General features: G+C 42.2%; 22 protein-coding genes. 9 read left to right on the top strand and 13 right to left on the bottom strand.

Going from position 1 to position 23303, the window contains the following annotated elements:
- Positions 1 to 21 precede the first annotated feature (21 nt).
- Entirely contained in the window at positions 22 to 669 is a 648-nt protein-coding gene (locus tag ACPUYX_RS07140; RefSeq protein WP_426379045.1) for a flavodoxin family protein, read from the bottom strand.
- Positions 670 to 892: 223 nt separating this feature from the next.
- Between ACPUYX_RS07140 and ACPUYX_RS07135 the strand changes: the two genes are divergently transcribed.
- Positions 893 to 1831, top strand: coding sequence for a DMT family transporter (locus ACPUYX_RS07135; protein ID WP_426379044.1), 939 nt, complete (start codon positions 893 to 895; stop codon positions 1829 to 1831).
- Positions 1832 to 1907: 76 nt separating this feature from the next.
- The gene (locus ACPUYX_RS07130) at positions 1908 to 2732 is read left to right on the top strand and encodes a hypothetical protein (RefSeq protein ID WP_426379043.1); all 825 of its coding nucleotides are present in this window, start codon (positions 1908 to 1910) and stop codon (positions 2730 to 2732) included.
- A gap of 439 nt (positions 2733 to 3171) precedes the next feature.
- On the opposite strand, the gene nuoB is transcribed toward ACPUYX_RS07130, so the two are convergent.
- The 7 genes from nuoB to ACPUYX_RS07095 all read right to left on the bottom strand — a co-directional run bounded on the left by nuoB (position 3172) and on the right by ACPUYX_RS07095 (position 11642).
- Positions 3172 to 4032 carry an NADH-quinone oxidoreductase subunit NuoB gene (gene nuoB, locus ACPUYX_RS07125; protein ID WP_426379042.1) on the bottom strand — a complete coding sequence of 287 codons (861 nt, stop codon included), beginning with the start codon at positions 4030 to 4032 and terminating at the stop codon, positions 3172 to 3174.
- 46 nt (positions 4033 to 4078) lie between these two features.
- Entirely contained in the window at positions 4079 to 5788 is a 1710-nt protein-coding gene (locus ACPUYX_RS07120; protein ID WP_426379041.1) for an NADH-quinone oxidoreductase subunit C, read from the bottom strand.
- Positions 5789 to 5854: 66 nt separating this feature from the next.
- Entirely contained in the window at positions 5855 to 7324 is a 1470-nt protein-coding gene (locus ACPUYX_RS07115; protein WP_426379040.1) for a hydrogenase 4 subunit F, read from the bottom strand.
- Between the two features lie 9 nt (positions 7325 to 7333).
- Positions 7334 to 8008 carry a hydrogenase gene (locus ACPUYX_RS07110; protein WP_426379039.1) on the bottom strand — a complete coding sequence of 225 codons (675 nt, stop codon included), beginning with the start codon at positions 8006 to 8008 and terminating at the stop codon, positions 7334 to 7336.
- Entirely contained in the window at positions 8001 to 8957 is a 957-nt protein-coding gene (locus tag ACPUYX_RS07105) for a respiratory chain complex I subunit 1 family protein (RefSeq protein ID WP_426379038.1), read from the bottom strand. The genes ACPUYX_RS07110 and ACPUYX_RS07105 overlap by 8 nt, the downstream gene beginning before the upstream one ends.
- 35 nt (positions 8958 to 8992) lie before the next feature.
- Complete coding sequence (locus ACPUYX_RS07100; RefSeq protein ID WP_426379037.1) at positions 8993 to 11050, bottom strand: proton-conducting transporter membrane subunit; 2058 nt, start codon at positions 11048 to 11050, stop codon at positions 8993 to 8995.
- 43 nt (positions 11051 to 11093) lie between these two features.
- Positions 11094 to 11642, bottom strand: coding sequence for a TetR/AcrR family transcriptional regulator (locus tag ACPUYX_RS07095; protein WP_088228341.1), 549 nt, complete (start codon positions 11640 to 11642; stop codon positions 11094 to 11096).
- Positions 11643 to 11980: 338 nt separating this feature from the next.
- Here ACPUYX_RS07095 and ACPUYX_RS07090 point away from each other — a divergent pair, with 338 nt between their 5' ends.
- Both ACPUYX_RS07090 and ACPUYX_RS07085 read left to right on the top strand, forming a co-directional pair.
- On the top strand, positions 11981 to 12289 hold the full coding sequence (locus tag ACPUYX_RS07090) for a carboxymuconolactone decarboxylase family protein (RefSeq protein ID WP_426379036.1): 309 nt from the start codon (positions 11981 to 11983) through the stop codon (positions 12287 to 12289).
- Between the two features lie 410 nt (positions 12290 to 12699).
- Positions 12700 to 13992 carry a homocysteine S-methyltransferase family protein gene (locus ACPUYX_RS07085; protein ID WP_426379035.1) on the top strand — a complete coding sequence of 431 codons (1293 nt, stop codon included), beginning with the start codon at positions 12700 to 12702 and terminating at the stop codon, positions 13990 to 13992.
- Positions 13993 to 14156: 164 nt separating this feature from the next.
- Here ACPUYX_RS07085 and ACPUYX_RS07080 read toward each other — a convergent pair whose 3' ends face one another.
- Positions 14157 to 15041, bottom strand: coding sequence for a LysR family transcriptional regulator (locus ACPUYX_RS07080; RefSeq protein ID WP_426379034.1), 885 nt, complete (start codon positions 15039 to 15041; stop codon positions 14157 to 14159).
- Positions 15042 to 15185: 144 nt separating this feature from the next.
- Here ACPUYX_RS07080 and ACPUYX_RS07075 point away from each other — a divergent pair, with 144 nt between their 5' ends.
- Both ACPUYX_RS07075 and ACPUYX_RS07070 read left to right on the top strand, forming a co-directional pair.
- Positions 15186 to 16430, top strand: a complete 1245-nt coding sequence (locus ACPUYX_RS07075) for an MFS transporter (protein ID WP_426379033.1) — start codon at positions 15186 to 15188, stop codon at positions 16428 to 16430.
- A 71-nt stretch (positions 16431 to 16501) separates the two neighbouring features.
- Positions 16502 to 16753, top strand: coding sequence for a hypothetical protein (locus ACPUYX_RS07070; RefSeq protein ID WP_426379032.1), 252 nt, complete (start codon positions 16502 to 16504; stop codon positions 16751 to 16753).
- Positions 16754 to 16916: 163 nt separating this feature from the next.
- Here the strand turns inward: ACPUYX_RS07070 and ACPUYX_RS07065 are convergent, their stop codons facing one another.
- The 4 genes from ACPUYX_RS07065 to ACPUYX_RS07050 all read right to left on the bottom strand — a co-directional run bounded on the left by ACPUYX_RS07065 (position 16917) and on the right by ACPUYX_RS07050 (position 20101).
- A complete protein-coding gene (locus ACPUYX_RS07065; RefSeq protein WP_426379031.1) occupies positions 16917 to 17585 on the bottom strand; it encodes a hypothetical protein in 669 nt (222 codons plus the stop codon).
- Positions 17566 to 18108 carry a flavodoxin family protein gene (locus ACPUYX_RS07060; protein ID WP_426379030.1) on the bottom strand — a complete coding sequence of 181 codons (543 nt, stop codon included), beginning with the start codon at positions 18106 to 18108 and terminating at the stop codon, positions 17566 to 17568. The genes ACPUYX_RS07065 and ACPUYX_RS07060 overlap by 20 nt, the downstream gene beginning before the upstream one ends.
- Positions 18109 to 18196: 88 nt before the next feature.
- Positions 18197 to 18760: a PadR family transcriptional regulator gene (locus tag ACPUYX_RS07055; protein ID WP_426379029.1), complete on the bottom strand. Its 564-nt coding sequence runs from the start codon at positions 18758 to 18760 to the stop codon at positions 18197 to 18199.
- Positions 18761 to 19273: 513 nt separating this feature from the next.
- A complete protein-coding gene (locus ACPUYX_RS07050) occupies positions 19274 to 20101 on the bottom strand; it encodes a DUF1906 domain-containing protein (RefSeq protein WP_426379028.1) in 828 nt (275 codons plus the stop codon).
- A gap of 388 nt (positions 20102 to 20489) precedes the next feature.
- On the opposite strand from ACPUYX_RS07050, the gene ACPUYX_RS07045 reads away from it, so the two are divergent.
- The 3 genes from ACPUYX_RS07045 to ACPUYX_RS07035 are packed head-to-tail and all read left to right on the top strand — an operon-like array spanning position 20490 to position 23216.
- Complete coding sequence (locus ACPUYX_RS07045) at positions 20490 to 21050, top strand: ubiquitin (RefSeq protein WP_426379027.1); 561 nt, start codon at positions 20490 to 20492, stop codon at positions 21048 to 21050.
- 35 nt (positions 21051 to 21085) lie between these two features.
- Positions 21086 to 21763: a response regulator transcription factor gene (locus ACPUYX_RS07040; RefSeq protein ID WP_426379026.1), complete on the top strand. Its 678-nt coding sequence runs from the start codon at positions 21086 to 21088 to the stop codon at positions 21761 to 21763.
- Positions 21753 to 23216, top strand: coding sequence for a sensor histidine kinase (locus ACPUYX_RS07035; protein ID WP_426379025.1), 1464 nt, complete (start codon positions 21753 to 21755; stop codon positions 23214 to 23216). The genes ACPUYX_RS07040 and ACPUYX_RS07035 overlap by 11 nt, the downstream gene beginning before the upstream one ends.
- Positions 23217 to 23303 lie beyond the last annotated feature (87 nt).

Raw genomic sequence — 23303 nt, 5'->3', positions numbered from 1 at the left:
AGAATAACTAATCCCTTAAATTTAGCTCCTTACTAAGCGAACTCCCATGTCAAAAGCTTTCTGGCAATCAATTGGGAATCGTTCGGCTTTCACTTGAGCCTTGTGTTTGACATTAAACATAGAGGCCTCGTACTTGGAATAATCATCAAATTGGTAGGTATCCGCAGAAATCATGAATTCAGAGGGTCCTCCAAGTAATTGCAGCAAGTTTTTGTTAGGCTGAAAGACATTTTCTTCGTACTTAACTTGTTGCAAAACTTCCTCGGGAACATTCATGGTATAGATAAAACCCGATGCTAACTTACCTTGAAAAACAGATCGATGCCCTTCATTATAGGAAAGGTTGGAAAATAACAGGCGTTCCAAAAAAGCACGTATCTCGGCGGTAACATTCCCAAAATAGATGGGGGAGCCGATGAGGAGGACGTCGGCTGCTAAGACTTTCTCCAGAACATTTTTTAAATCATCTTGTACGGCACAATGTCCGGCGTTCTTGGTGTTTTTCCGTTTACAGGCAAAACAGCTGATACAACCTTTAAAATTCAAGTCATATAAATGTACGATCTCCGTTTGGGCTCCGGCCGACTCAGCACCTTCAAGAGCTTTATGCAATAGTGTAGCAGTGTTCCATGTTTTTCTTGGACTTCCATTGACGGCAATTACTTTCATGGTATCTAGTCACACCCCTGATTAATTATTTTAGTTAGTTAACTAATTATACTCTCAAACAATCAATTGACAAAATAGTTCCGCCGCTGATTTGTCTCAAAGATGAGAACGATGCCTCGCTTGATGAACAACTATTTGCATCTCGTTCCTTGATATTTTTCAAGCTTAGTCTATAATTGGTTTATTATTTAAATCTGAAGTCAGTTAGAGAGGAGCGCTGGTATTGTCTGATAAAAAGGTTCACCTTTTAATGGTGCTGACATCTATTTTTTGGTCGGGTGCTTTTATTACCGGTAAAATAGCCGTAGGAGAATTTCCACCCTTTGCCCTTACATTCTTTCGTTTTCTCTTTGCCTTGCCATTTATTTTCGCAATTCTCTACCTCCGAGAGCCTGGCAACCGCATACCCCGCGGCAAACAATGGCTGCCGCTTCTTCTGCTCGGCTTCATCGGGACATTTTGCTATCACTCCTTATTTTTCACATCCTTGAAATATACCTCAGCTATAAATTCATCACTTATCGGGGCTATGAATCCCATAGTCACAACCTTTTTAGCCGTATTGTTCTTTGCTGAACGATTAACGCCTTCCCGGTTATTGGGTTTAATTTTATCGTTTTTGGGAGTTTTCCTTGTCATTACCAATGGAGACCTGCAATTAATTTCCCAAATGCGTTTCAATAAAGGTGACATTGTTATGCTGGTCGCCGTTTGTTGTTTTGCTGTTTATTCATTACTCAGCCGCCGTTTTATGAAACGATATAACTTATCTCCGCTGATGGTAACTGCTTATACTTTTTTGATCTGCGTAATCATTTCCTTCCCTTTCTTCTTGTGGGAAAAGCCTTCTGCTTATCTAGCTTCAACCTCAGCTAGCGGCTGGCTTTCTATTCTCTATATGAGTATTTTCGCCTCAGTGCTGGGCTATCTCATTCAGATGGTCGCAATTCAACAGATTGGGGCCCCCCGAACAGCTATTTTTGTGAATCTGGTACCGATCTTTACGATTATTCAGTCTGTGACCATCTTAGGCGAATCTGTCACTCTCTTTAAACTTATAGGAGCCGCCATCGTCATTTCAGGCGTTTATTTAACAACACGGCCTGAAGCAAAAAGCAAGTATACAGAAAGCTCTAAGAGCAGCTCTAAAAGTATAGCCTAATTGAAATTCGTTTAGGCTTATTGTAAGGATAAAGTTTTCCGTGAAAACATTAATTGAACTATGAGAGAGATAAAAAATGGAACAATTATTAGCGGGAGCCCTTAAAATCAGCTTCCTTGAATTAATCAGTCTTGTCGGACCGTTGCTTGTCATCGGACTGATATTAGGCATCCTGGAACGTAAAGCAAACCAAAATTTCTTCACTGCCTTTGGCTATAAAGCAATTTTAGTGACTGCCTGGCTGGGCACTCCGGTGCACGAACTGGGACATGCCTTAATGTGCCTTATTTTTGGTCATAAAATTACCGACCTGAAATTACTAAAAATTAATCGCACAAATGGTACCCTCGGGTATGTCTCTCATTCTTATAATCGCAGGAGTATCTATCAATCAGTTGGCAATTTTTTTATTGGCATAGCACCTCTCCTTAGCGGGATTGGCGTTTTGTTTCTTTGTCTGCACTTTTTCTTGCCAAATTCATTTAAGGCCTTTGAACTTTATTGGAAAACAAACGGACTGTCTCAACCTTCTGACCTGACTTTTTTCAAAGAATTCTTCAAGGGCACTCTTGTGCTAATGAAGAGCCTTTTTACCCTAAATCATGTATTAAGCCTAAATTTCTGGATTTTTTTGTTCATTGCCATTTGCATTTCATCTCACATGGCTTTAAGTTGGGCAGACATTAAAGGAGCAACCCAGGGACTCGTTGTTCTTTACTTAATACTTTTTATGCTTTCAATTCTCGGAATCTCTCTGGGTGTTAATACCTACGGTTATGTCGAGAAGGTAACCCATTACACTACCTATATAGTCGCTCTCTCAGAGTTGGCTTTAATCTGTTCTATATTGAGTTTGAGCTTAAGTTTTATTCTGTCTGCCGCCGGAAAAATTAAGTTTTGAACATCACGAAAGATATTTAAAAACAGATTTTAATCTTTCGGCCGCTCATTTAGTGAACTCGTTCAGCTAAAGCTGAACATCGGGGCTTCGGGGACGAAAGCGCCTAGCCCATAACAAATTCTATCGCGCTGAAGGATGAATTCTATCCCTACCGAAGCAAGGTATGGGGATTACTCCCGCTTATAGAAGTGGGAGTCTTACGATTAGATAAATCTATTCAAACACGGAAGGAAGATCCGGCTTCTTCGAATCTGAGCGGCTTTGAAGTGATTGGTTCTACTTATACCGGGGCAAACGTTAATAGATGGTCATAATTTCTGATCGGACAAAAGAGCCGTTGAAGAATGAACGTTTCGTTCGTACTTTAACGGCCCTTTCTATTATTTATAAACCCGGTCATGGAATTCTCTCTATTCAATTCTCTTTATATTAACTATCTTTACTTAACTCTATCTATGGCTTTTAGGATTCCATAGATGATCGCCTGCGGTCTCGGCGGGCATCCCGGGATATAGACGTCCACAGGTACCAGTGAATCAATGCCATTATTTGTGGCATAAGTATCTCTGAAAATTCCTCCGCTGCAGGCACAGGCACCCACGGCGACAACAAGCTTGGGATCAGGCGTTGCTTCATAGGTTTTAACCAAAGCCTGCTGCATATTTCTAGTTCCGGTTCCTGTTACCAACAACATATCAGCATGCCGCGGCGAGGCAACAAAGCTTATCCCGAGCCTTTCCAGATCGTTAAACGGATTATTCAAAGCATTAATTTCGTAATCACAGCCATTACAAGATCCGGCATCGACCTCCCTGATTTGGAGACTTCGGCCAAAAATCTTCTTGATAGTTGCTTGTAAATCACTGCAAATAGTTTCGTAGGAGGTGTTTCCTAAATTATCTTCTTTAATTACAGCAGTCTTATTAACAGATTCATCGTTGTTCTTATTACTTAAAGGCGTATCCCTTAAGGCATTAGTACATAAAGCATGATTATTCAGCGTTACCTTATCCTTTACGGCCAGTTCAAATTTGTTAGTCGTTTGGACTGCACCAACCGGGCAAATCTCCTCGCACTGAATACAAAAGATACACTTTGCGTAGTCGATGCCAATGCTTCGGGCACTTTTATCAAGGCCAATGGCATGAGAAGGACAATGTGAGGCACATTCACCGCAGAAATTACATTTCGCCGTATCTATCTCCGTTTGGCCCAGAAACGAAGCGGGATTAAGGCTTCTATTGGGATAATCCTGCGTCAGCCTTGGATATTTGATAATTTTCTTCAAAGTATTGAACATATCTATCTTCCTTGCTTTTTATAAAATTCCCAGGGTAGCAAAATGACTACAAATCATTTCCGGCATAGGAAAGATTGAAACTCTTATTAATCAGTGGAAAATCCGGGACGATATTTCCCTTAACAGCATGGCAGAGAGCAGGCCAGTTGCAAAAGGAAGGCGTTCTGATTTTATAACGGTAAAGGGTATTATTCTCTCCGGTCATCACCCAGTGAATAGTTTCACCCCGCGGAGCTTCGGTTAGCCCGAAAGCGAAACGATAGGGCTTAACCTCCGCGATCGGTTCACAAACCTTCCCCTCCGGCATCCCTTCAATAGCCTGAATCATTAAGTTTATTGCTTCAAAACACTCTTCAATTTTAGTATTCATCCTGCAGTTGATATCACCATTGTTGTGTTCAGGGACCTTAAATTCCAGGCTCGGATAAGCCGCATAGGGGAACGCTTTGCGAACATCGTAACGTATCCCTGACGCCCGTCCTCCCGGTCCGACAGCATTCAAATCCACGGCTATTTTTGTTTCCAAAATACCTGTGTTTTCTACCCTGTCGATAAACATACTATTTGATTTAATAATATTTACGGTATCTTCAAGTTCGGACCGGATGTTTAACAGCAGCTCTATTAGCCTAGCTTCTTTGCCGGACACGAAATCCTTTCTGACTCCGCCCAGTTTATTGACACTTCTTAAAAACCGCATACCGCAGAGCTCATCGGCGACGGAATAAGCCCAGCCTCTCATCATTTGAAACTGAAAGTTGGCAAAACCGTAACCTGCGTCGAGACAAATTCCGCCAAGATCGCCTAAGTGACTGGTGAGTCTCTCCAGTTCAGCAAAGAGAACTCTGGTATATGCTGCTCTGACGGGAATTTTCATCTCAGAGATTTCTTCAATCGCCTGGCAATAGGCCAGCGAATTGGCAAAGGTCTCATCTCCTGAGATCCGTTCGGCAATGAACAGGCACTTTTCCATACTTTGACCTTCAGCTAATTTTTCAATCCCTTTATGAACATAATACAACTGGGCTTCGAGATTGATGATCGGTTCACCCGCAACACTAAACCGGAAGTGACCGGGCTCGATAATCCCGGCGTGTACCGGACCGACGGGGATCTCATAAACACCTTCGCCCGCTACTTCCTGAAAGCGGATTTTTTCCTGAGCAAAATCTGGTTTCTGACCAACAGCAAAATCCTTGCGCAGAGGATACACTCCTTGGGGCCAATTGCCGTGAAAGACGAGTCGTTTAGCGTCGGGATGCCCAACCGACACAATTCCAAACAAGTCCTGAATTTCACGTTCATACCCTGAGGCAGCATGGACATGATTGCTAATTGAGGGTATCTCCATATTTTCCGGGTCTGCTTTAGTTTTAATCACTAGAAGCATTCCCTCTTCTCTAACCGCAAAGACATAATATACAGCATAACCCGCTTGGAAACTTCGTTCGTCATTGGCAAACATTAAGACGAGCGGACAGCCAAGTTCCTGAATATAGCAGCAAATCTCTTTGATCTTTTCCAGAGGTGCTTCAAGATAAAAGACATTATCCTGTTCCTGCGAAACTTTATCATCGTGGTCGCTGAAGCTGACATGCTTCCCATTATCTTTATCAGAACCCAATGTGACTTGGGAATTATTAGTTGATCCTTTCACAGTCAGCGGAAAGGCGATCTCTGAAAATTGCTGGCCGGAAAAAAACTTGTGAGAAAATTTGCGCTCAAGGTCCCCTTTAAAATTCGATGTCATCACCATTCGTGTCCTCCTATTCCGGCATTCCTCCGGTATACTTTTGAAGTGTACTGCCAGCCCCTCATAAACCTATGTTCCAAGAATGATACCTTGAGCCTTTGTGATGAGTTCTTTTAGATCTCCCGGCAGATAAAGGCCGCTGACTGCAATACCAACCAGCAGAATGACCAGGCAAACGATCCCCGGTAGATTTACTTCACCGGCCTGCAGGTTCTCGTCACCCGGTTCACCATAAAAGATCTTCAGTAACGTTACGGCAATCCCTGCAAACACTGCGGCCAAAAGCAAGACAAAAATCACCCCAACCCATTTGCAGGGACCGCTGAATACAGCAACCACAATGCTTAACTCACTAGCAAAGACACTGAAGGGCGGAGTGCCGGCAATGGCAAACAAGCCCAGCAGAAAGACCGTCCCCGTTACCGGCATTATTTTCAGGACTCCTTTGAGCTTGGAAATCTGTTTGGTGTCATATTTTTGCAAAATATTACCCGATGAAAAAAACAGCATCGATTTGGTCAGAGAGTGATTGATCATGTGCATGAGCCCTCCGAAAACGGACAAGGGAGAGTATAGGCCCATGGCAACAACAATAATTCCCATATGTTCGATACTGGAATAGGCCAGGAGTCTTTTGTAGTCTTTCTGGGTTAGAATGAAGACTGCCGCCGTGGCAATGGATAAAATCCCAATACCGATGAGAAGCCTTCCGGTAAAGCTGCTGCCTCCCTGATTATGATTGACGATAACTGCCGCACGAATAATCCCGTACAGGGCAGTGTTCAAGAGGACCCCGGACAGCAAAGCACTGATTGGGGAAGGGGCTTGACTATGTGCGTCTGGAAGCCAGTTATGCATCGGAGCAAGACCGGCTTTCGTACCAAAACCAATGAGAATAAAAATAAAGGCCAGCCGCAAAACAGAGCTTTTTAGCGAAGATGCCTTAGCATATAAAGCAGTCCAGTCTAAAAATGAGCTACTGTTCAGAACACCGGCTGAGGAGAGATGAAGCAGGATGATCCCCAGTAAGGCTATGGCAATTCCCACCGAACAGAGGATCACATACTTCCAGGCAGCTTCCAAAGCATGTTTATCATTATAAAACCCGACCAAAAAGGCTGAAGATAAGGTTGTAGCCTCAATGGCAATCCACATCAGGCCCATATTTTTCACTGTTAAAGCAAGCACCATTGTGAAAATGAAGGTATACATCAGACTATAATAGAGGCCCAGTCTTTCGCGTTTAAGTTTAGCGTGCTTGATTTCCTCCTCTAAATAACCAAGCGAAAAAATGGCTGCCATAAAACCAATGATCAACACAATGTCCAAAACAATCACACTTAAAGCATCAACGTAGAAGAAACCGTAAGAAGTGTATTGAACACTGCCGTGAAGCAGCACCTCACGATTCAGGCTTAAGGCCAGGATCAGCATCAAACTTGAAGCCCCAACGCTTATGGCATGCCGGAATTGGCTTTGTTTGACAGCTAATAACAACAGGACTGCAATTAAAGGTACGATCAGGAGTAAAATGCCCATCTTTGTATCTTATCCTTTCAGGTTATTCAGTTGATCTGTATCAATGGAATCAAATTTTTCATTGATACGAAACGTCATAACACCCATAATCAACACAAAGGTAAGAAGGTCAATAAAGATACCCAGGTCAACGATAAAAGGCATCCCTTGAGTTGAGTACATCGCGGTGATATAAAGACCGTTTTCGATGACCAAAAAGCCAATGATCTGGCCGATCGCTTTCTTACGGCTGATCATAAATAATAGACCAATCCAAATCACAGAGACCGAGTTGACAAGCTGCATGTTTAAAACGTCCTGACTAATCCCGTCAACCCCTGACAAGGTGAAGTAAGAAAACACAACGAGTCCGCAGCAGAGCAGGACGAGGATAGGAATATTTAAAATGAAGTCTTTTTCAACTTTGTAGCTGACATTCTTATACGTTTTGTTCAACATGCTAGGAATATAAAGAACCTTAAGGATCATGATGAGCAGGCACACCACCAGGAAATCCCACCGCCCCTCGCTCATCAGACTTTGGAGCCCCATGATGCCGGCGGCTAAAGCGATCAGGAACGACTGGATCCGAAAGGTTTTAATGTAGGAATTGATTCTTTTATTAGCCATCAGGACGAAGGAAGATAATAAGATTAAGACCGATAGAGTTTCTAACAAATTAGAATTCACAGCCAAATTAGACATGCTTACCTCCCAGGATCAAAAACTGTAAAACACCTAAAAATGCAAGAATAAAGGACAGGGCGGCCAGATTAGGTATGCTGAAAAGTTTTAATTTTACCGTATTGACCTCAATAATTCCCATGACCAAAGCCAGCAGGATAACCTTTAGTAAATAAATAAGAAGTGAAAGGATCAGAGCCCCCAAACCCATGAACCCAATCATCTGATCTTGGGGGATTAAAATATTCACAAACAACGTCATAAAAACAAGCTGTTTAACTGCGGCACCGTATTCTAATAGGGCCAAATGTCTCCCGGAATACTCCAGAATCATTGCCTCATGAACCATTGTTAATTCCAGATGCGTTGCCGGGTCATCAACCGGTATGCGGCAGGTCTCGGCAAGGATAATAATTAATAAGGCCAGGCCGACCATGATATAGACCGGATGGGCTAAGGGAAGCCCAACTTTCTGAACTGTTTCCATGATCTGAGGCAGCGAGGTTGAGCGGGAAATAAGGGCAACCGTGAACATCGAGATCAGGATAGACGGTTCAATGAGTGCAGAGATCATGGCCTCCCTGCTGCTGCCCATTCCGCCAAAGGTACTTGCCGTGTCCAGAGCAGCAATCATCAGAAAAAACCTGCCGAGGGCCAAAATGGAAACAACCATAATAAAATCTCCAGGAATTTGCGGCGGCAGAATCTTCGTAGTAACAGGAACAAGCAGGGCCGCAGCCAGGGCCGTCGCAAAGACAATATAGGGAGTCACATGAAAAATCCACGAAGAAACGTTCGAAACGACGGGCTTCTTTTTAACAAGCTTGTACAGATCAAAATACATCTGAAAAACTGAAGCACCTTTTCTTTTTTGGCTCAAGGCCTTAACCTTTTTGATCAATCCGTTAACGAAAGGTGCAACGAGTAAAATGACTAATAATTGAATCAAGAGGTAAACAATACTGTTCACTGCGCAATCTCCCCCTTCCTAACAAACTTTAATCCTTAAGCAAAGCGGTTATATAACATTAGCAACAAGACCATTGCAAAAATGTACAAGAGATAGTTGTGAATACTGCCGGTCTGAACTCTAAACTTTGTCCTCTTGGAAAACCTGAGCAGCGCCCTATAGAGAGGTTCATACAGGTAATCTTCAAAAATTGAAGTAACGGTAGTGGAATAAATAATCGCTTCCGGATGATACCGCGAATCCCCTTCAACAATCGTTTTGCGGATCGGCCTGAATAAGGCTCTAAAGACAATCTTAATCGGTTTGGAAAAACCTGTAGCACTATATTGCATGCGGGAATTCAAAGCCTCAAAGCCACAATCCCAAGTCCCGTATTTACGCTCGATGTATTTTCCACCTACAATTCTAATCACGATGAGCGCAAGAAGAATGATAGCGCCCAATGCGAGGATAAAAGCAAGGGGAGATATGCTGTTGACTGAGATCGTTAAGGGGTAATAGGCCAGCAAAAACCCTCCTTGAAGCTGACCGTAGATGGAACCGCCGCCTAAACTAAAAACGACCTTGTCCAAAAGCTTTATCATCGTTAATGGAAAAAGGCCAATGCCCAGGCAGAGGGCTGCAAGTATTCCCATCCCTAGCGTCATCGTTGCCGGAACATCTTGAGCTTTAGCTGCTTGCTCGCTTCGGGGCAGACCTAAAAAAGATATGCCGAAAAGTTTGACAAAACAAGCTGCAGCCAAAGCCCCTGTCAAAGCAAGTGCCGCCACAGCTAAAACAGCTAAGAAATTCAGTCCGATATGTTCAGGAAGGATATTGGCAAAAAGTGATTGATAGGTCAGCCATTCACTGACAAAGCCATTGAATGGGACAATAGCCGATATTGCCAGCGAAAAACATAGGACAAACAAGGCTGTCAGCGGCATTTTTTTAATAAGGCCGCCTAAATCCTCAATATTTTTAGTATGGGCTGCGTACTGAATAGCACCGGCACCGAGAAACAAACCGCCTTTAAACAACGTATGGTTAAAGGTATGCAAAAGAGCTGCCGTCAGGGCCAGCCCGCCGACAATTTGATGATGCTGGGCAAAGGCGATAAAAGAAACACCCAAGCCGATCAGGATAATCCCGATATTTTCCACGCTGTGAAAAGCTAAAAGCCGCTTGATGTTATGCTCCATCAAGGCATAGGCCACGCCGAGAACGGCAGACAGAATGCCGAGGATTAAAATCACAATTCCCCACCAGGTATTTTGGATACCCAGATAACAAAGCACAAAACGAACCAGTCCGTAAATCGCCGTCTTAATCATGATGCCCGACATCAACGCCGAAACATTGCTGGGAGCCGCCGGGTGGGCGTGAGGCAGCCAAATATGCAGCGGGATAACACCGGCCTTCGTTCCGAAACCAATCAAGAAGAGCACAAACACAATATTTTTAACTATCCCAGGGGTTGCCATCGTGTTTGCGTTTAACGCAAAGGACTTTGTATAACTATAAATGATAACAAACCCAATGAGGAGCAGGGCTGTGGCTATATGAGTCATGACGATATACACTGTCCCTGCTTTGGTGTTTTCCTCTTTCTCCGCTTCGAAAACTACTAAGAAGTAGGAAAACAGAGACATGGCTTCCCAAAAAATGTAGAAGCAAACTGTATTGGCTGAAGTCAGGACTCCAATCATCGCAAGAATAAACATTGTATATAACAAATTAAAAAGTCCAATATTTCTTTTTCCGCTGTAATGGGAAAGATAGCCGATAGAATAGACGGAAACGCTGAACACTAAGACAGATAGGGCCAAAACAAAATAGGCCGAAAGGTTATCCAGGTTCATCTCTAGAGATATGAACGGGATAGCGGACGATAGGTTAATCAGTTTAAGTGGGTTAACTGCAAACAAAATTTTAGCCACAGCAGCGGCTCCTCCCAGACCGGAAGCGACAATACAGACGGCATTTACCATGAAGCTGCCGGTCATACCAGTTTTATCCGGTTTCCTGAAGAAATAGATAAGAGCCGAAGCAGCGGCACCCAGTACATACAATAAAACAGACATCAAAAATAAATTGCGAACATATAGCTCCATGAATAATTAGACCTCCAAAAATTTACGGATTTTCTCTTAGTACTTAGCAAATCCCCTTCCAGAAATTTTCCCAAATCTCTTCCAAATGAACTGTAACATTTTCAGCTTGATAGATAATGACGCTTGATAAGATGCCATGAATCAAAGCCATATAGGAAATAGCCACTGTTTCCGGATTTTGATTGCGAATAATCCCCTCCTTCATATTGGCCCGAATGATATCTTTGACGATTTGAAAGCGCTCCTCAGATAAGGTATGTATTTTGGCAATCAACGTTTGCGCAAAGGCTTGCGGCGGAAACAAAAGCAGCCTTTTCCAAAAATACAGCTTCGTTTGAGATCTATCATAATAATTCAAAATCATAAAAAACATGCTTTTTAAATCCCGATAGTGCTCATTGATTTCTAAAAAATATTGATTGATCTCTTGATCAATCACCTCATACAACAGCTCTTCTTTACTGGCAAAATGAGCATAAATAGAGGCCTTTTGTATCCCAACTTCGCTTGCCACTTCGGATAAGGAAAACTCGTTTCCTTTATAAGCAAACAATTTGAAGGCAGAATCCATAAGTCTTTTCTTTGTTTCCATTGCAGCAACACTCCTGACTAATTGCCTACCAAACGTTAGGTAGTCCTGCAAAGTATAGTCTTTGACCTTTATTCTGTCAATGTAGTCGCGATTAATTTTGCTAATAACTCAATTAATGCCTCATTTAATATAAATAACATGATTAAAGCCTTGTTCGGAAATTTTATAAACTAATATGTCAGTGAAGCGGGAGTCTTACCATTGGATAAATAACGGATACTCTTTCAGACATTCGTTCTTAATTTTAGGGAATAGCAGAAAGGTTCAGCCTTTATTATGGCTTCCACCTGTTTTGTGATAAACTAATTAAAATCAAAACACATAAAGGAGGCATTTTCATGTCACTACCTGTCTATCTGAAGTTTTTAGAAACCAGTGATCCGGACTTTGCTCAAGCGATCGAAAAGGTTTTTGCGTCTGCCATGACACCGGGGGCTTTAGATCAAAAGACAAAATTATTGATTGCTCTCGCTTTGGATGCTGCTCATGGAGCGAGTCAAGGCGTATCATCAATTGCCAATCAATTAAGGGCCCAAGGAACTAGTGATGCTGAGATTGCCGAAGCTCTAAGGATCGCTTATTTCGCTTTTGGAAATTCTATTTTAGTAACATCCTCAGCTGCGTTTGCTAACAATGATAAGTCCTGATCAACAAGTTCGCTTTAGCTATCTGAGTGAATTCCTTCAGCTCGCGCTTGCTGTGAAACAAGAAACGGAGATAAGCCGGAAAGTTAACCAATAATTTAATGATAGGAGTCTAACTATAAAAGAGGAAGATTAGATAACCTAGTCTTCCTCTTCAGCTATTTTATTCAGGCACTATGAAAGTCCAACGAAAATTGCCGGATCCATCGTAACCTTTTCTGATGAAACTATTATTAAGTTGAAGCAAATATAATGAGTCAAAAAATGAGTGAACTCGTTTAAAATGGGAGCCACTTCCACTTGAAGTGGAAATCTTACAATTGGATCAAATATTAGTTGCCTAAAGAGTCAATTTTAGTTAGTATTGAGATTATTGACGACCGTAAATTTGATCTATGAAGGGGGTTAAATCCTTGCATGACTTTCTGAAATCAATTCAAGAAAGGGTTTTATTATATGATGGCTCTAAAGGAGTTATGCTCCAAAAGAAAGGCCTAACCGGACATGAGGCTTCCGAAGAGTGGAATATATCACATCCGGACGTTGTGAAAAATCTCTATACTGAATATCAGCATGCCGGTTCAGACATAATTCAAACCAATACATTTCCGGGCAACAAAATTACTCTGGGCAAACATGGCCTGGAGGACAAAACCTCTGAACTTGTGGCAGCAGGCGTTAAATTAGCACGGGAGACTGTAGGCGACCATACCTATATAGCCGCATCGTTGGGCCCTACCGGTTCAATAATGGAACCTGCCGGTGATTTAAGTTTTGATGAAGCTTACAACGTCTTCCAAGAATCCTTAAAAGCCATCGAAGATGCCGGAGCAGACCTTGTGAACTTTGAGACCTTTATTGATTTAAATGAATTAAGGGCAGCCATTTTGGCAGCAAAAGAAACAACAAAACTTTCAATTATTGCTTCGGCGACCTTTGAAGCCAATGGACGGACAACCTTTGGTAATTCACCGGAAGCCTGTGCCATCGTCTGCCAGTCCCTCGGTGCTTCAATCGTTGGGGCTAATTGCTCAGGTGGTCCGGAAAGTTTAATTGAACCTATAAAAAGAATGTATTCTGTTGCCTCCGTTCCCCTTTGCGTAAAACCTAACGCCGGCATGCCGGAACTCATCAAGGGAGAGCTGGTTTATCGTCAAACACCGGAACAATTTGCCTCCTATACAAAAGATTATCTAGAAAATGGCGTCCGGCTTATTGGCGGATGCTGCGGAACTACTCCGGAATTTATTTGCGAACTAAGAAAATCTCTTACTAGCCTCCAAATCCCGGAAATCAACCTAAAATCCGCACCGACCCTTGCGTCAGCCTTTAATCATCTCGTACTTTCCCCTGACCAGGAACACACAGTTAAAAGACTATCTCAAGAAGAGATGACTTCAGTAATTGATGGTAACTTCTCCGGCTTAGCCCGCGAATGTCGGTCCGATGCTTTTGATTACCTCCTGCTGGACTTTGGGGATATCCAAGAAACCTTTGATATTGAGGATTTCGCTGGTCAATTTGGATCATTTATTAGAAAACCGGTGATAATTAAAGCCAAGTCTCAGGAAATCATTGAACAATTCCTAAGATATTATCCCGGAAGAGCAGGAGTTGTTCTTTCTGCGGACTCCAGCATCTCGCTTTCTCCCTTGCAGCATTATGGTGCATTAATCGTCAATGACAGCTTAGAAGAGGCTGATTAGAAACTTATCTCTAAAAATCCAAAGTGAGTGGTAAATAGCCAAAGGCGTTCTCGCATAACTAGTATAGTGGAGCGGGAACGCCTTTATTAAAGGATTAAGCAAACGAAAGTGGGAACTCAATGAGGGCGCCAACAAGTTTGGGCAGTCCCTTTAGCCAGTAGAACCTATTTTTCATGGAGAAAATGCTCCATCACAAATTCTTTGAAACGTTTGGCGGCAGGTGAAAGGTATCGTCCCTCAACCCAGGCCATTCCTATGACTCTCTGGCACAGGGGTGCTGACACATGGACTTGGGATAGTCCGCTCATATCAAAGGCCTTGACCTTGGGAATAAGGGCAATCCCAAGTTTTGCCGCCACTAATCCCATAATCGTTCCAATCTCTTCACCCTCAAAAGTTACCTTGGGGGTGATTCCAGCTTCCTGAAAAAGTCGATCAATAATCTCTCCTAAGGATACATCTTTTTTAAAAGCAATGAAAAGTTCTTCCGATAATTCGGCAAGCTTAACCGTCTTTCGTTGGGCTAGAGGATGTTCACGGGGAACAATAAGAATAATCTCTTCAGTGAACAACCGAATCCAATGAACATTTTCACGGGCTATAGGCCGAGCACAAAAGCAGAAATCAATATCCCCAGCTTCTAATTGATCTAAGACTTGACTCGTTAAATTTTGGTAAAGCATGAAACGGACCTCTGGAAAGTTTTTGCGAAAAGATCCCAGTAAGTCCGGGACAAGATTCGAACCCTGAGAATGGATGAATCCCAGAGAAACACTTCCTTGAAAAGGATCGATCAAATCCTCAATTTCCTGCTGTCCTAAGGTAATCTCCTGAATCGCGCGGTTCACTCGATTTAGAAAGATCCTGCCATAGCTATTTAGAACTACAGTGCGTCCCTGTCGTTCAAACAAGGGAACACCCAGTTCCCCTTCAAGTCTGGCAATCGAGCGACTCAACGCCGGCTGGGAAAGATTCAGGGTCTCTGCGGCTTTTGTAAAATGCTGTAGTTGAGCTACAACTTGAAAATATTGAAATTGTGTCCATTCCATGAAAATCGCCTCTCCGAAATCATCCGAATTACCGTCTTATTATTCATTACCGATAGTTATTAATTTAATGCAAATTATAAATTAGACGTAATAAGGTGTCAAGGTGTAGGATAATAAGCGAAATAATTATTGGAGTGAACGTTCATGAATGAAATACCTTATATTAAAAAGGGAACGAAAACCTTTCGCAGAACAACCTTAGCCATGTTTTTCGGTGGTTTTAACACCTTTGCCATTATGTACAGTACACAACCGCTACTGCCAGTGTTTTCCCGGGAATTTCATATCTCCCCGGCAATAGCAAGTTTATCCCTTTCTTTAACAACCATGGCGCTTGCCATTAGTATGCTTTTTGTTGGATCCTTGTCAGAAGTCAAAGGGCGTAAGCCGCTGATGATTTTTTCTCTCGTCTCGGCTTCGGTTTTAGCCATGTTCACCGCTTTTGTGCCAAATTATCATATGCTTCTTCTCTTTCGCGTTCTTCAGGGCATCGTACTGGCAGGTTTGCCCGCTGTAGCCATGGCTTATCTCAGCGAAGAGATTGAACGTGGGGACTTAGGAATTGCCATGGGGCTCTATGTCAGCGGAATCTCAGTTGGTGGGATGAGCGGACGGATTATAATTGGAATCTTGACTGATCTCTTCAATTGGCGAGTGGCCCTTGGCGCCGTTGGTATTTTAAGCGTTCTGGCCAGTTTGCTTTTCTGCTATCTCTTGCCGCCATCAAAACATTTTCAACCACGCCCACTGGAAATTAAAATGCTGACAAAATCCATGATTGACCATCTAAAAGATCCCAGCCTTCTTTGTCTATATGGAATTGCCTTTTTTATTTTAGGAAGTTTTGTAACACTTTATAATTATATCGGATTTCAATTAATGGCCCCGCCCTATTCCCTGAGTCAAACCATCGTTGGGTTTATTTTCATCTTATATATTGTCGGCACGTTTAGTTCCACTTGGATGGGCCGTCAGGCAGATATACACGGCCGAAACAAAATGCTTTGGATTGGATTATTGCTTATGGCTTTAGGAGCTTGTCTCACCCTACAGACATCTTTGGCCATTAAAATCCTCGGGATTGCATCCCTCACCTTTGGTTTTTTTGGCAGCCATTCTATCGCCAGCAGCTGGGTTGGCCATCAAGCCCTTCGTGACAAAGCCCAAGCCTCGTCGCTCTATCTCTTTTTCTATTATGCAGGTTCGAGTACGGGAGGAACCGTCGGTGGTACCTTCTGGCAAGCATTTGGCTGGGGGGGCGTGATTAGCCTAATTTTAGGTTTCGTAAGCTGTGCTTTCCTGTTGTCACTTTACCTGAACCATGTTGCTTCCAAACACCAACAGCTAAAGACGAATCTTACTTCCAGAAAACAAACAGTTCATGTGTGAAAAAGTAGTCCACACTTTTACCTATCGGAGCATATGATGGACTAGATGTATTCTTTGATAGGGTGAAGATAATGATAGACATCAGTGTCCTTATAGTAATTATTTATAGTATCGTAGAAACTTTGGAAAAATATGGAGTTAGCCGAAAAACAGCCCATCTCTTTGCGATCCCTTTGGGCCTTATCAGCAGTTTTTTGCTTTTACAGGGTACTATAAAGGAACGTCTCCTCGAAGGGTTATTAATTGGGTTTGGGGCTGTCGGGGTATGTGATACCGCTAGTAACCTTTTGGACCGGGTAAAGTCAAAATTGCTTAACAGTTAGTCCCTATACCGACTCTGACGAGTCGGTTTTTAAATTCATAGATAACGACCCATCTATTCCAAGAATAGATATAAATAGAGAACGTCAGATCGTCAAAATTAAACGATCTGACGTTCAGCGTATTGAATAGTTTAAAGGGAAACGTCCAGGAGAGTATTTACAATCATTCAGATATATAAGGCTGGACATAGCTTTCTTCAAATACCCCATTCTTCTTAAGCTCTGCTCCCCAGTAATATTTATTGGCAAGCTTGACAAAGGATTTCATCATGATTCTTGAAAGCATCGTCTGAGTCTCAGGCTTGGAATATTGATCCAGAAGATCTCGACTGAACTTGCCTGTTTCTCCAAAGACTTTGCCGATGTCAGAGATTCCATTCAGTACTTTTTTAGTGCGGGAAGAATTTAATTCTTTCGCCAGTCCGTCACAACCGCCTTTAATAATGGTTCCTAAGTATTCCCCTTTTAAGAGAGAAGTTACCTTCTCAAGATATTTCTCCAATGCCCGAGCGTGTATGGCCTCTCTAAACCCAAATTGCACTAGAAATCCTATCTTCTTATTGCCGCAATTCCCACATAAAGGTTCCAGTTCTTCAATCAATTCCTTAACACCTGCCGGCATGGAATAAGAATACAAAGGAAAGGCCAGAAATATATACTCCGACTCTTGAATTATGCTTACAGCTTCCTTCACAGATTTTAATTGATTAAGTTTTAACACCCTGGACCCATTACCCAGTGTCTTCTCAAAGCCTTCAAGAAACCCATTCACCATTAGCTCTGTATTACTTTTCCCAAGCTTTGGTGATCCGTTAAATACTGTTAATTGCATAAGCGACCTCCTCAGGACTATTGTTCATCGTTTTCGTAAAAAGAAACTTACGACTGTTACTGCTCCGGAAGACCTTTTCTATGATTTCGGCGCTGACCTGATCATAATCTTCCGAATGGTCAAGAAGCAAGGCAATTGCCGGATACTTCTCATACCTGGATATATGCTGCATTCTATCATTCTTAACATACAAAAACGGAAGCACCAGGGGCAAGCATCGTTCTTGTACACCTTTCAACAAACTGCTGATAAAACCCATAATAATAGGCGAAGCAAATAGTACAAAATCCGCTTTCAAATATTCCTTTAATATTTGGGGACCATCATCGTTAAAAATACATTTACCGGGGGTTTTTAGCCAACAAGAATAACAACCAATACAACGGTTTATTTCCATTTCCTTTAGATTTAACACAATGGTATTATGACCATTCTGTTTCAAATCAAGAGCCAATTCCTGAATGTATTCCTCGAACCTCTCGTTCTTTGCTTTTGGGTTTCCATTAAGTATCAGCACTTTCATAGCCCACACCCTCCTATAATCCTTATTACGTTCCTCTATGTATTTTTCTTTTCTAAAACATCCCGAAAACATGGCATCATAGTCAATCTCATTCTTTAGCGAAGCCATTTGTCAGGGATCTTATCGTCTCCTGGCACCATTTAATCCTTGCTTCAGAATTGTATCTTCCACAACTAAGGGTCGCCAGCCAAAGCGGAAGATTTTTGCTGTCTTTTACCTGCTCATCTGCTTTCAGAATTTCTTCCATCTGCAAATAGTCAGCAATAAGTTTCTCGTGCTTTACTTTTTCTTCCTCAAGCTTCTCGATGATAGTTTCCTGAGGCACTTCAGAGGAAAAGAATAATTTAAGAAGAAGCTCATTCCTCCCCATGATGCTTTGAACCGGTTCCAAAAGCCAGACATCCAATTCATGTTTACCTGCTTCAGTGATCGAATAAACATTCTTCAGGGGTCTTCCTTCGGTTTGTTCCGTTTCCTTAACAACCAGCCCTTCTTTCTCCATCTCCTTAAGTACAGGATAAATCCGTGCATAATTTTCATTCCAAAAATGGGATATGGAAGAATCGCAGAACTTCTTAATGTCATATCCAGAACAAGGCATTATGTTTAAAACACCAAGAAGTGCATATTTAGTTTTATTAACTGTTGCCATAAATTGCTCACCTTACCTCATAGTTTTATACAAGTATAACCATTATATATAACCGTGATATATATAATGGTATTATATATTGTAAATATATTTTTCATGTGAGTCAATATAAGCCAAAGAGATTTTTTCTGATAGCTTAGTATTACCCTTTAATAGTTTCATTTTCGTAAGAGTAATAATACAAAGGTTCACAGGCAAACATTTAATAATAAAACTATATTTAGGGCAAAAAAAAGCCCCTCATGGTGAGGGGAGTAAAGGAAGGACGACGGAAGAAAAGTGAGAATATGTTAACCGCTTAGCGGATAACAGTTTTTTGCCTGCTTCGGTATCAAAACCTCAAGCTCTTGCCTTTATCATAGATTATTTTTGTTATAGTTCCATGAACTTTAATTAAAAAATATGTTAAACCTAAAGAACATCTTCTGATATGCAACTATGCAAAAAAAGCCCCCTCAGCATGGAGGGGTAAAATGAAGGGGATGTAAAGAGTAGATTAAACATTTTTAGATCTTAACCCAAATATTTTTTTACTGCTGCAGCTGTGTCATACTTGTCATTGCCGCTCAAAAGCACCTCGTTTGGATGTCCCGTCGTAGGTCCGCCAACCACAATCAGTGTTGCTGCGCTCATGGCAGTCTTGGGGACAGAATGATCGTCCGGTCTCACAAATAAGGCACAATTTCCATTTTTAACAGCTACGTCGTTTCCTGCCCAAAAGTCTTCCTTTGTATATAATAAGACCGCTATATCTAAGCCCATATTGTCACTCCTCTTCCATAAGCCTGCGTCTTCATTCACATAATCCTGATCGACAAATACACCTGCCAAATAAATATTGTTATTATATTGATAAATATGGTTTGGTGCTTTTTGGCCATTTGACCAAGCATAGGTTTGAAAATATTTATCTGCCTGAATCGCCTTCACAACCGCATAGGATCCATAGACGCCCGTTAGAAACTGTCCGCCCAATCCATCTTTCACGCCATTGAAATAGTCTTGGATAGTGGTCATATCTCCAGCCTGAGCATCATAATCAACTGCAAAATAGATCGCCGTTCCCTTGGGAGCACTGAGAAACTCAGCTTCTATAATGGCTTGTTTGGCATCAGCGGCCCCTTGGTTATAGCTGAAATAACTCTTATTGATTGGATTGGACTCCCAAATAAAGAAGATGGCTAACCCGGCCGCTTGAATTAATTTAACTTCATCAGGAGTCAGTGATTTAGCCCAGCCTTGTTTGTAGCCAAGGTATCGTCCAACCGCTAATACTCCCGCTATTTTTAAGCTTTGAACATTGGTCAAATTTAACCTTGTAGCGCAGTCAATTCCATTCATCTTTCACCCCTCCTTTCTCTTTCGTTAAAGCAGCATTGGCAAGGATATCACTGCCTGCTCCAGCGCAGAAAAGGTTTCTGCACAGTAAGTTACGCTCGTTTAAAACCAATAGTTACAACTTCAAAGGCGAAAAAGGGAGACGCATACTTTAGTGGACTATTGACAAAATGGACTTCGTTGATAGTATTTATATAGCTAATCATGCCAGCGAATTTTTAGACCTCTGCAAGTCCAGCACTTTAACTTTTTAATCAAATTTTAATTTTTATCAAATTATCCTTGAAGTTTTCGAGGTTAGAATATAAACATAGTCAGTTGCGGCACCACCGACATACATTGAAATTTTGCAAAGAGGTATTCTAACAGAACACAAGGAGGAATTCTTAAAATGACAACCCTGGAACAAGTCGAAAAATTATGTACGATGGCAAATATTAGTTATGAAGAAGCCAAAGCTGCCCTCGATGCAGCAAATGGAGATTTGCTGGATGCCATTATCTATTTAGAAAAACAGGGAAAGGTTTCTGCCCCGACCGGTGGCGGTTATTACAGCAGTGAAAAAACGATTGACCCCAATGCCGAGACTTATCAAGACAATTGTTGGGGAAAGCAGCATTATCACCAACATCATCATTGTCACAACGGAAAAACCTTTTTCTCCGTCATAAAAAAAATCGGGGAATTTTGCCTGAAAATTATCCGCAAAGGAAATACCAATTCCTTTGAAGTGCTTAAGGGAGAGGAAGTCAAAGGCGCTTTCCCGGTTACGGTACTCGGCTTGCTCTTGATCTTCGCTTTCTGGGTTACCATTCCACTGCTTATCATCGGGCTCTTCTTTGGTTTACACTATCGCTTCAATGGACCTGACTTAGGCAATAATACTGTCAATAGGGCAATGGATAGCGCAGCCGACGCTGCCGAAAATCTCAAGAAATCTATTAACATCTAAGTCTCTAGAAAATTCGAGAAATGACGTGAGGTTTCATGAGTTCTAAAATATTGATTATTGAGGATGAGGAAAAAATTGCCCGCTTTATCGAACTGGAGCTCGGTTATGAGGGCTATATCACAACAAAGGCCTTCGATGGCAGAACAGGGCTTGAACTCGCCGAAACAGGCGAGTTCGACCTTGTTTTGTTAGATGTTATGCTGCCAAAATTAAGCGGCATGGAGGTCCTGCGCAGACTTCGTCGAACCTCCTCCGTTCCTATCATTATGCTGACAGCTCGGGACAGTGTGATGGATAAAGTGTTCGGACTTGACAGCGGAGCGAGCGATTATATCACGAAACCCTTTGCCATTGAGGAGCTATTGGCCCGAATCCGTACCGCCCTGCGCAAAACAGCGATCGAAAATGCCGAAGTATTGTCCGCCTCCGGCCTGTTGCTGGATACCGGCCGTCATAAGGTTACGATGGAGGGGACACCTATCGACCTGACAAAACGAGAATTTGATCTTCTGCACTATCTGCTCAAAAATAAGGGAATGGTCGTTTCGCGGGAAGCGCTGCTGGAGAATGTCTGGGGCTTTGATTTTACGGGGGAAACTAACGCTGTTGATGTTTACGTGCGTTTTCTTCGCGGCAAAATTGATGAGGTCTTCAATGTCAAGCTGATTCATACTGTTAGGGGCGTGGGATATGTGATTAAGGATGAAAAATGAATCCCTAAATGATTCCTCGAATTCTTCCAGTAGTATTAGTACCCGAATCCGTTTTTCCATCGTCTGGAAGCTCAACATAACCTTGTTTTTTCGTATGCTGGGACTTTTTCTTGTCCTGGATATATTTTTATGTCTGCTGGCAGCCGCAGGCTTATTTATACGCGCCGAACAATCTGTGACATCGGCAGCACAACTAATCGCCGAATCAGGTTTACCTACTCCGGAGGCGGAACAATGGCTTGCCATCAATGAATGCAGTATAGCTCCCCCAACGGGAGAACCTAGAGGTATCCAAATCCCCCCGCCTTTGAAGGCTTACTTCTCAAAACAAACCGCCTCAGGAATTCGGAGTATTGACCTGCCGAATTCCAAAGGCTTAACTGAATGGGGACAATTTTTAGGAATCACTTATAATGTGACCATTAAAACCGGTGATCAGTCTTTTCGAATATCTTTCAACTTGCAAAATACACTTCAGATCCTTGTCGTAATGTTTGCCATAGTAGTAATCCTTGAGCTTTTGATGCTGATGCGTAGCATTTTTACGGGTGCAAGAATAATCCGCAATACCTTCCGACCAATTCAGGAATTAGCTCAAGCAGCCCGAAACCTGAGTACAGAAGGCTTTTTTTCTCCAGGACAGTTGGAAGTTCTAGCCGGCAAGTTAGATGATATTAATGCCACTCGTCTCGACACAAGAATCTCTGTGGAAGATACGCAAAGCGAACTTAAAACCCTCGCAGCGGCCATCAATAGCATGCTGGACAGAATCAACGAATCCTATCGTTCCCAAGTACGGTTCGTCTCCGATGCTTCCCATGAATTAAGGACACCAATTTCGGTTATCCAAGGGTATGTCAATCTCCTGGATCGTTGGGGAAAAAACGATGAAAAAACGTTGCAGGAATCTATTGATGCTATCAAAGATGAAACTGCGAATATGAAGGGCTTGGTAGAACAGCTTTTGTTTTTAGCTCGAGGGGACAATAATACGATGGCTCTGCAAATTGAGCAATTTGAGCTATCTGCCCTGGTCGAAGAAGTACTGCGGGAGACGCAGATGATTGATGAAGGCCACGATTATGCTGCGAAAATTACGACAGTTTTGATTAACGCGGACAAAAGTCTTATTAAACAAGCCCTGAGGATACTGATAGATAATGCAATGAAATATACTCCCACGGGTAAAAAAATTATAATTTTAGTTTCCAATTCAGATAATCTGGCCCGCCTGACCGTTCAAGATGAAGGAATAGGTATTGCCCCTGAAGCAGTCCCCAAGATCTTTGACCGTTTCTTTCGAACCGATGAATCCCGCGCCCGAGCCACTGGCGGAACGGGGCTGGGCTTATCGATTGCTAAATGGATTACCGAACGTCATGGCGGGCACATGGAAGTTTTAAGCAGACAAGATATCGGCACAAGGATTTCTATTGTCCTTCCGGCTGGATAATACAAGGGACAGCTTCTGTTTAAAGTACAGAAGCTGTCCCTTATTGATTATAATTGGGTGTATTAAATAAACATATCGTATCTTGAG

Source organism: Desulfosporosinus sp. SYSU MS00001, from assembly GCF_049943955.1.
In the GTDB taxonomy this organism is placed as follows: domain Bacteria; phylum Bacillota; class Desulfitobacteriia; order Desulfitobacteriales; family Desulfitobacteriaceae; genus Desulfosporosinus.
The sequence above is the reverse complement of the archived record's forward strand: the minus strand, read 5'-3'. Positions and strand labels throughout refer to the sequence as shown.

Coding starts and splice junctions, on each gene's coding strand:
- ACPUYX_RS07115 (WP_426379040.1), bottom strand. CDS start 7,324: ATGGGCATTTTACTCCTGATCGTACCTTTAATTGCAGTCCTGTTGTTA.
- ACPUYX_RS07040 (WP_426379026.1), top strand. CDS start 21,086: ATGAGTTCTAAAATATTGATTATTGAGGATGAGGAAAAAATTGCCCGC.
- ACPUYX_RS07090 (WP_426379036.1), top strand. CDS start 11,981: ATGTCACTACCTGTCTATCTGAAGTTTTTAGAAACCAGTGATCCGGAC.
- ACPUYX_RS07120 (WP_426379041.1), bottom strand. CDS start 5,788: ATGGTGATGACATCGAATTTTAAAGGGGACCTTGAGCGCAAATTTTCT.
- ACPUYX_RS07110 (WP_426379039.1), bottom strand. CDS start 8,008: ATGTCTAATTTGGCTGTGAATTCTAATTTGTTAGAAACTCTATCGGTC.
- ACPUYX_RS07075 (WP_426379033.1), top strand. CDS start 15,186: ATGAATGAAATACCTTATATTAAAAAGGGAACGAAAACCTTTCGCAGA.
- ACPUYX_RS07050 (WP_426379028.1), bottom strand. CDS start 20,101: ATGAATGGAATTGACTGCGCTACAAGGTTAAATTTGACCAATGTTCAA.
- ACPUYX_RS07080 (WP_426379034.1), bottom strand. CDS start 15,041: ATGGAATGGACACAATTTCAATATTTTCAAGTTGTAGCTCAACTACAG.
- ACPUYX_RS07140 (WP_426379045.1), bottom strand. CDS start 669: ATGAAAGTAATTGCCGTCAATGGAAGTCCAAGAAAAACATGGAACACT.
- nuoB (WP_426379042.1), bottom strand. CDS start 4,032: ATGTTCAATACTTTGAAGAAAATTATCAAATATCCAAGGCTGACGCAG.
- ACPUYX_RS07130 (WP_426379043.1), top strand. CDS start 1,908: ATGGAACAATTATTAGCGGGAGCCCTTAAAATCAGCTTCCTTGAATTA.
- ACPUYX_RS07095 (WP_088228341.1), bottom strand. CDS start 11,642: ATGGAAACAAAGAAAAGACTTATGGATTCTGCCTTCAAATTGTTTGCT.
- ACPUYX_RS07065 (WP_426379031.1), bottom strand. CDS start 17,585: ATGCAATTAACAGTATTTAACGGATCACCAAAGCTTGGGAAAAGTAAT.
- ACPUYX_RS07035 (WP_426379025.1), top strand. CDS start 21,753: ATGAAAAATGAATCCCTAAATGATTCCTCGAATTCTTCCAGTAGTATT.
- ACPUYX_RS07055 (WP_426379029.1), bottom strand. CDS start 18,760: ATGGCAACAGTTAATAAAACTAAATATGCACTTCTTGGTGTTTTAAAC.
- ACPUYX_RS07060 (WP_426379030.1), bottom strand. CDS start 18,108: ATGAAAGTGCTGATACTTAATGGAAACCCAAAAGCAAAGAACGAGAGG.
- ACPUYX_RS07045 (WP_426379027.1), top strand. CDS start 20,490: ATGACAACCCTGGAACAAGTCGAAAAATTATGTACGATGGCAAATATT.
- ACPUYX_RS07070 (WP_426379032.1), top strand. CDS start 16,502: ATGATAGACATCAGTGTCCTTATAGTAATTATTTATAGTATCGTAGAA.
- ACPUYX_RS07100 (WP_426379037.1), bottom strand. CDS start 11,050: ATGGAGCTATATGTTCGCAATTTATTTTTGATGTCTGTTTTATTGTAT.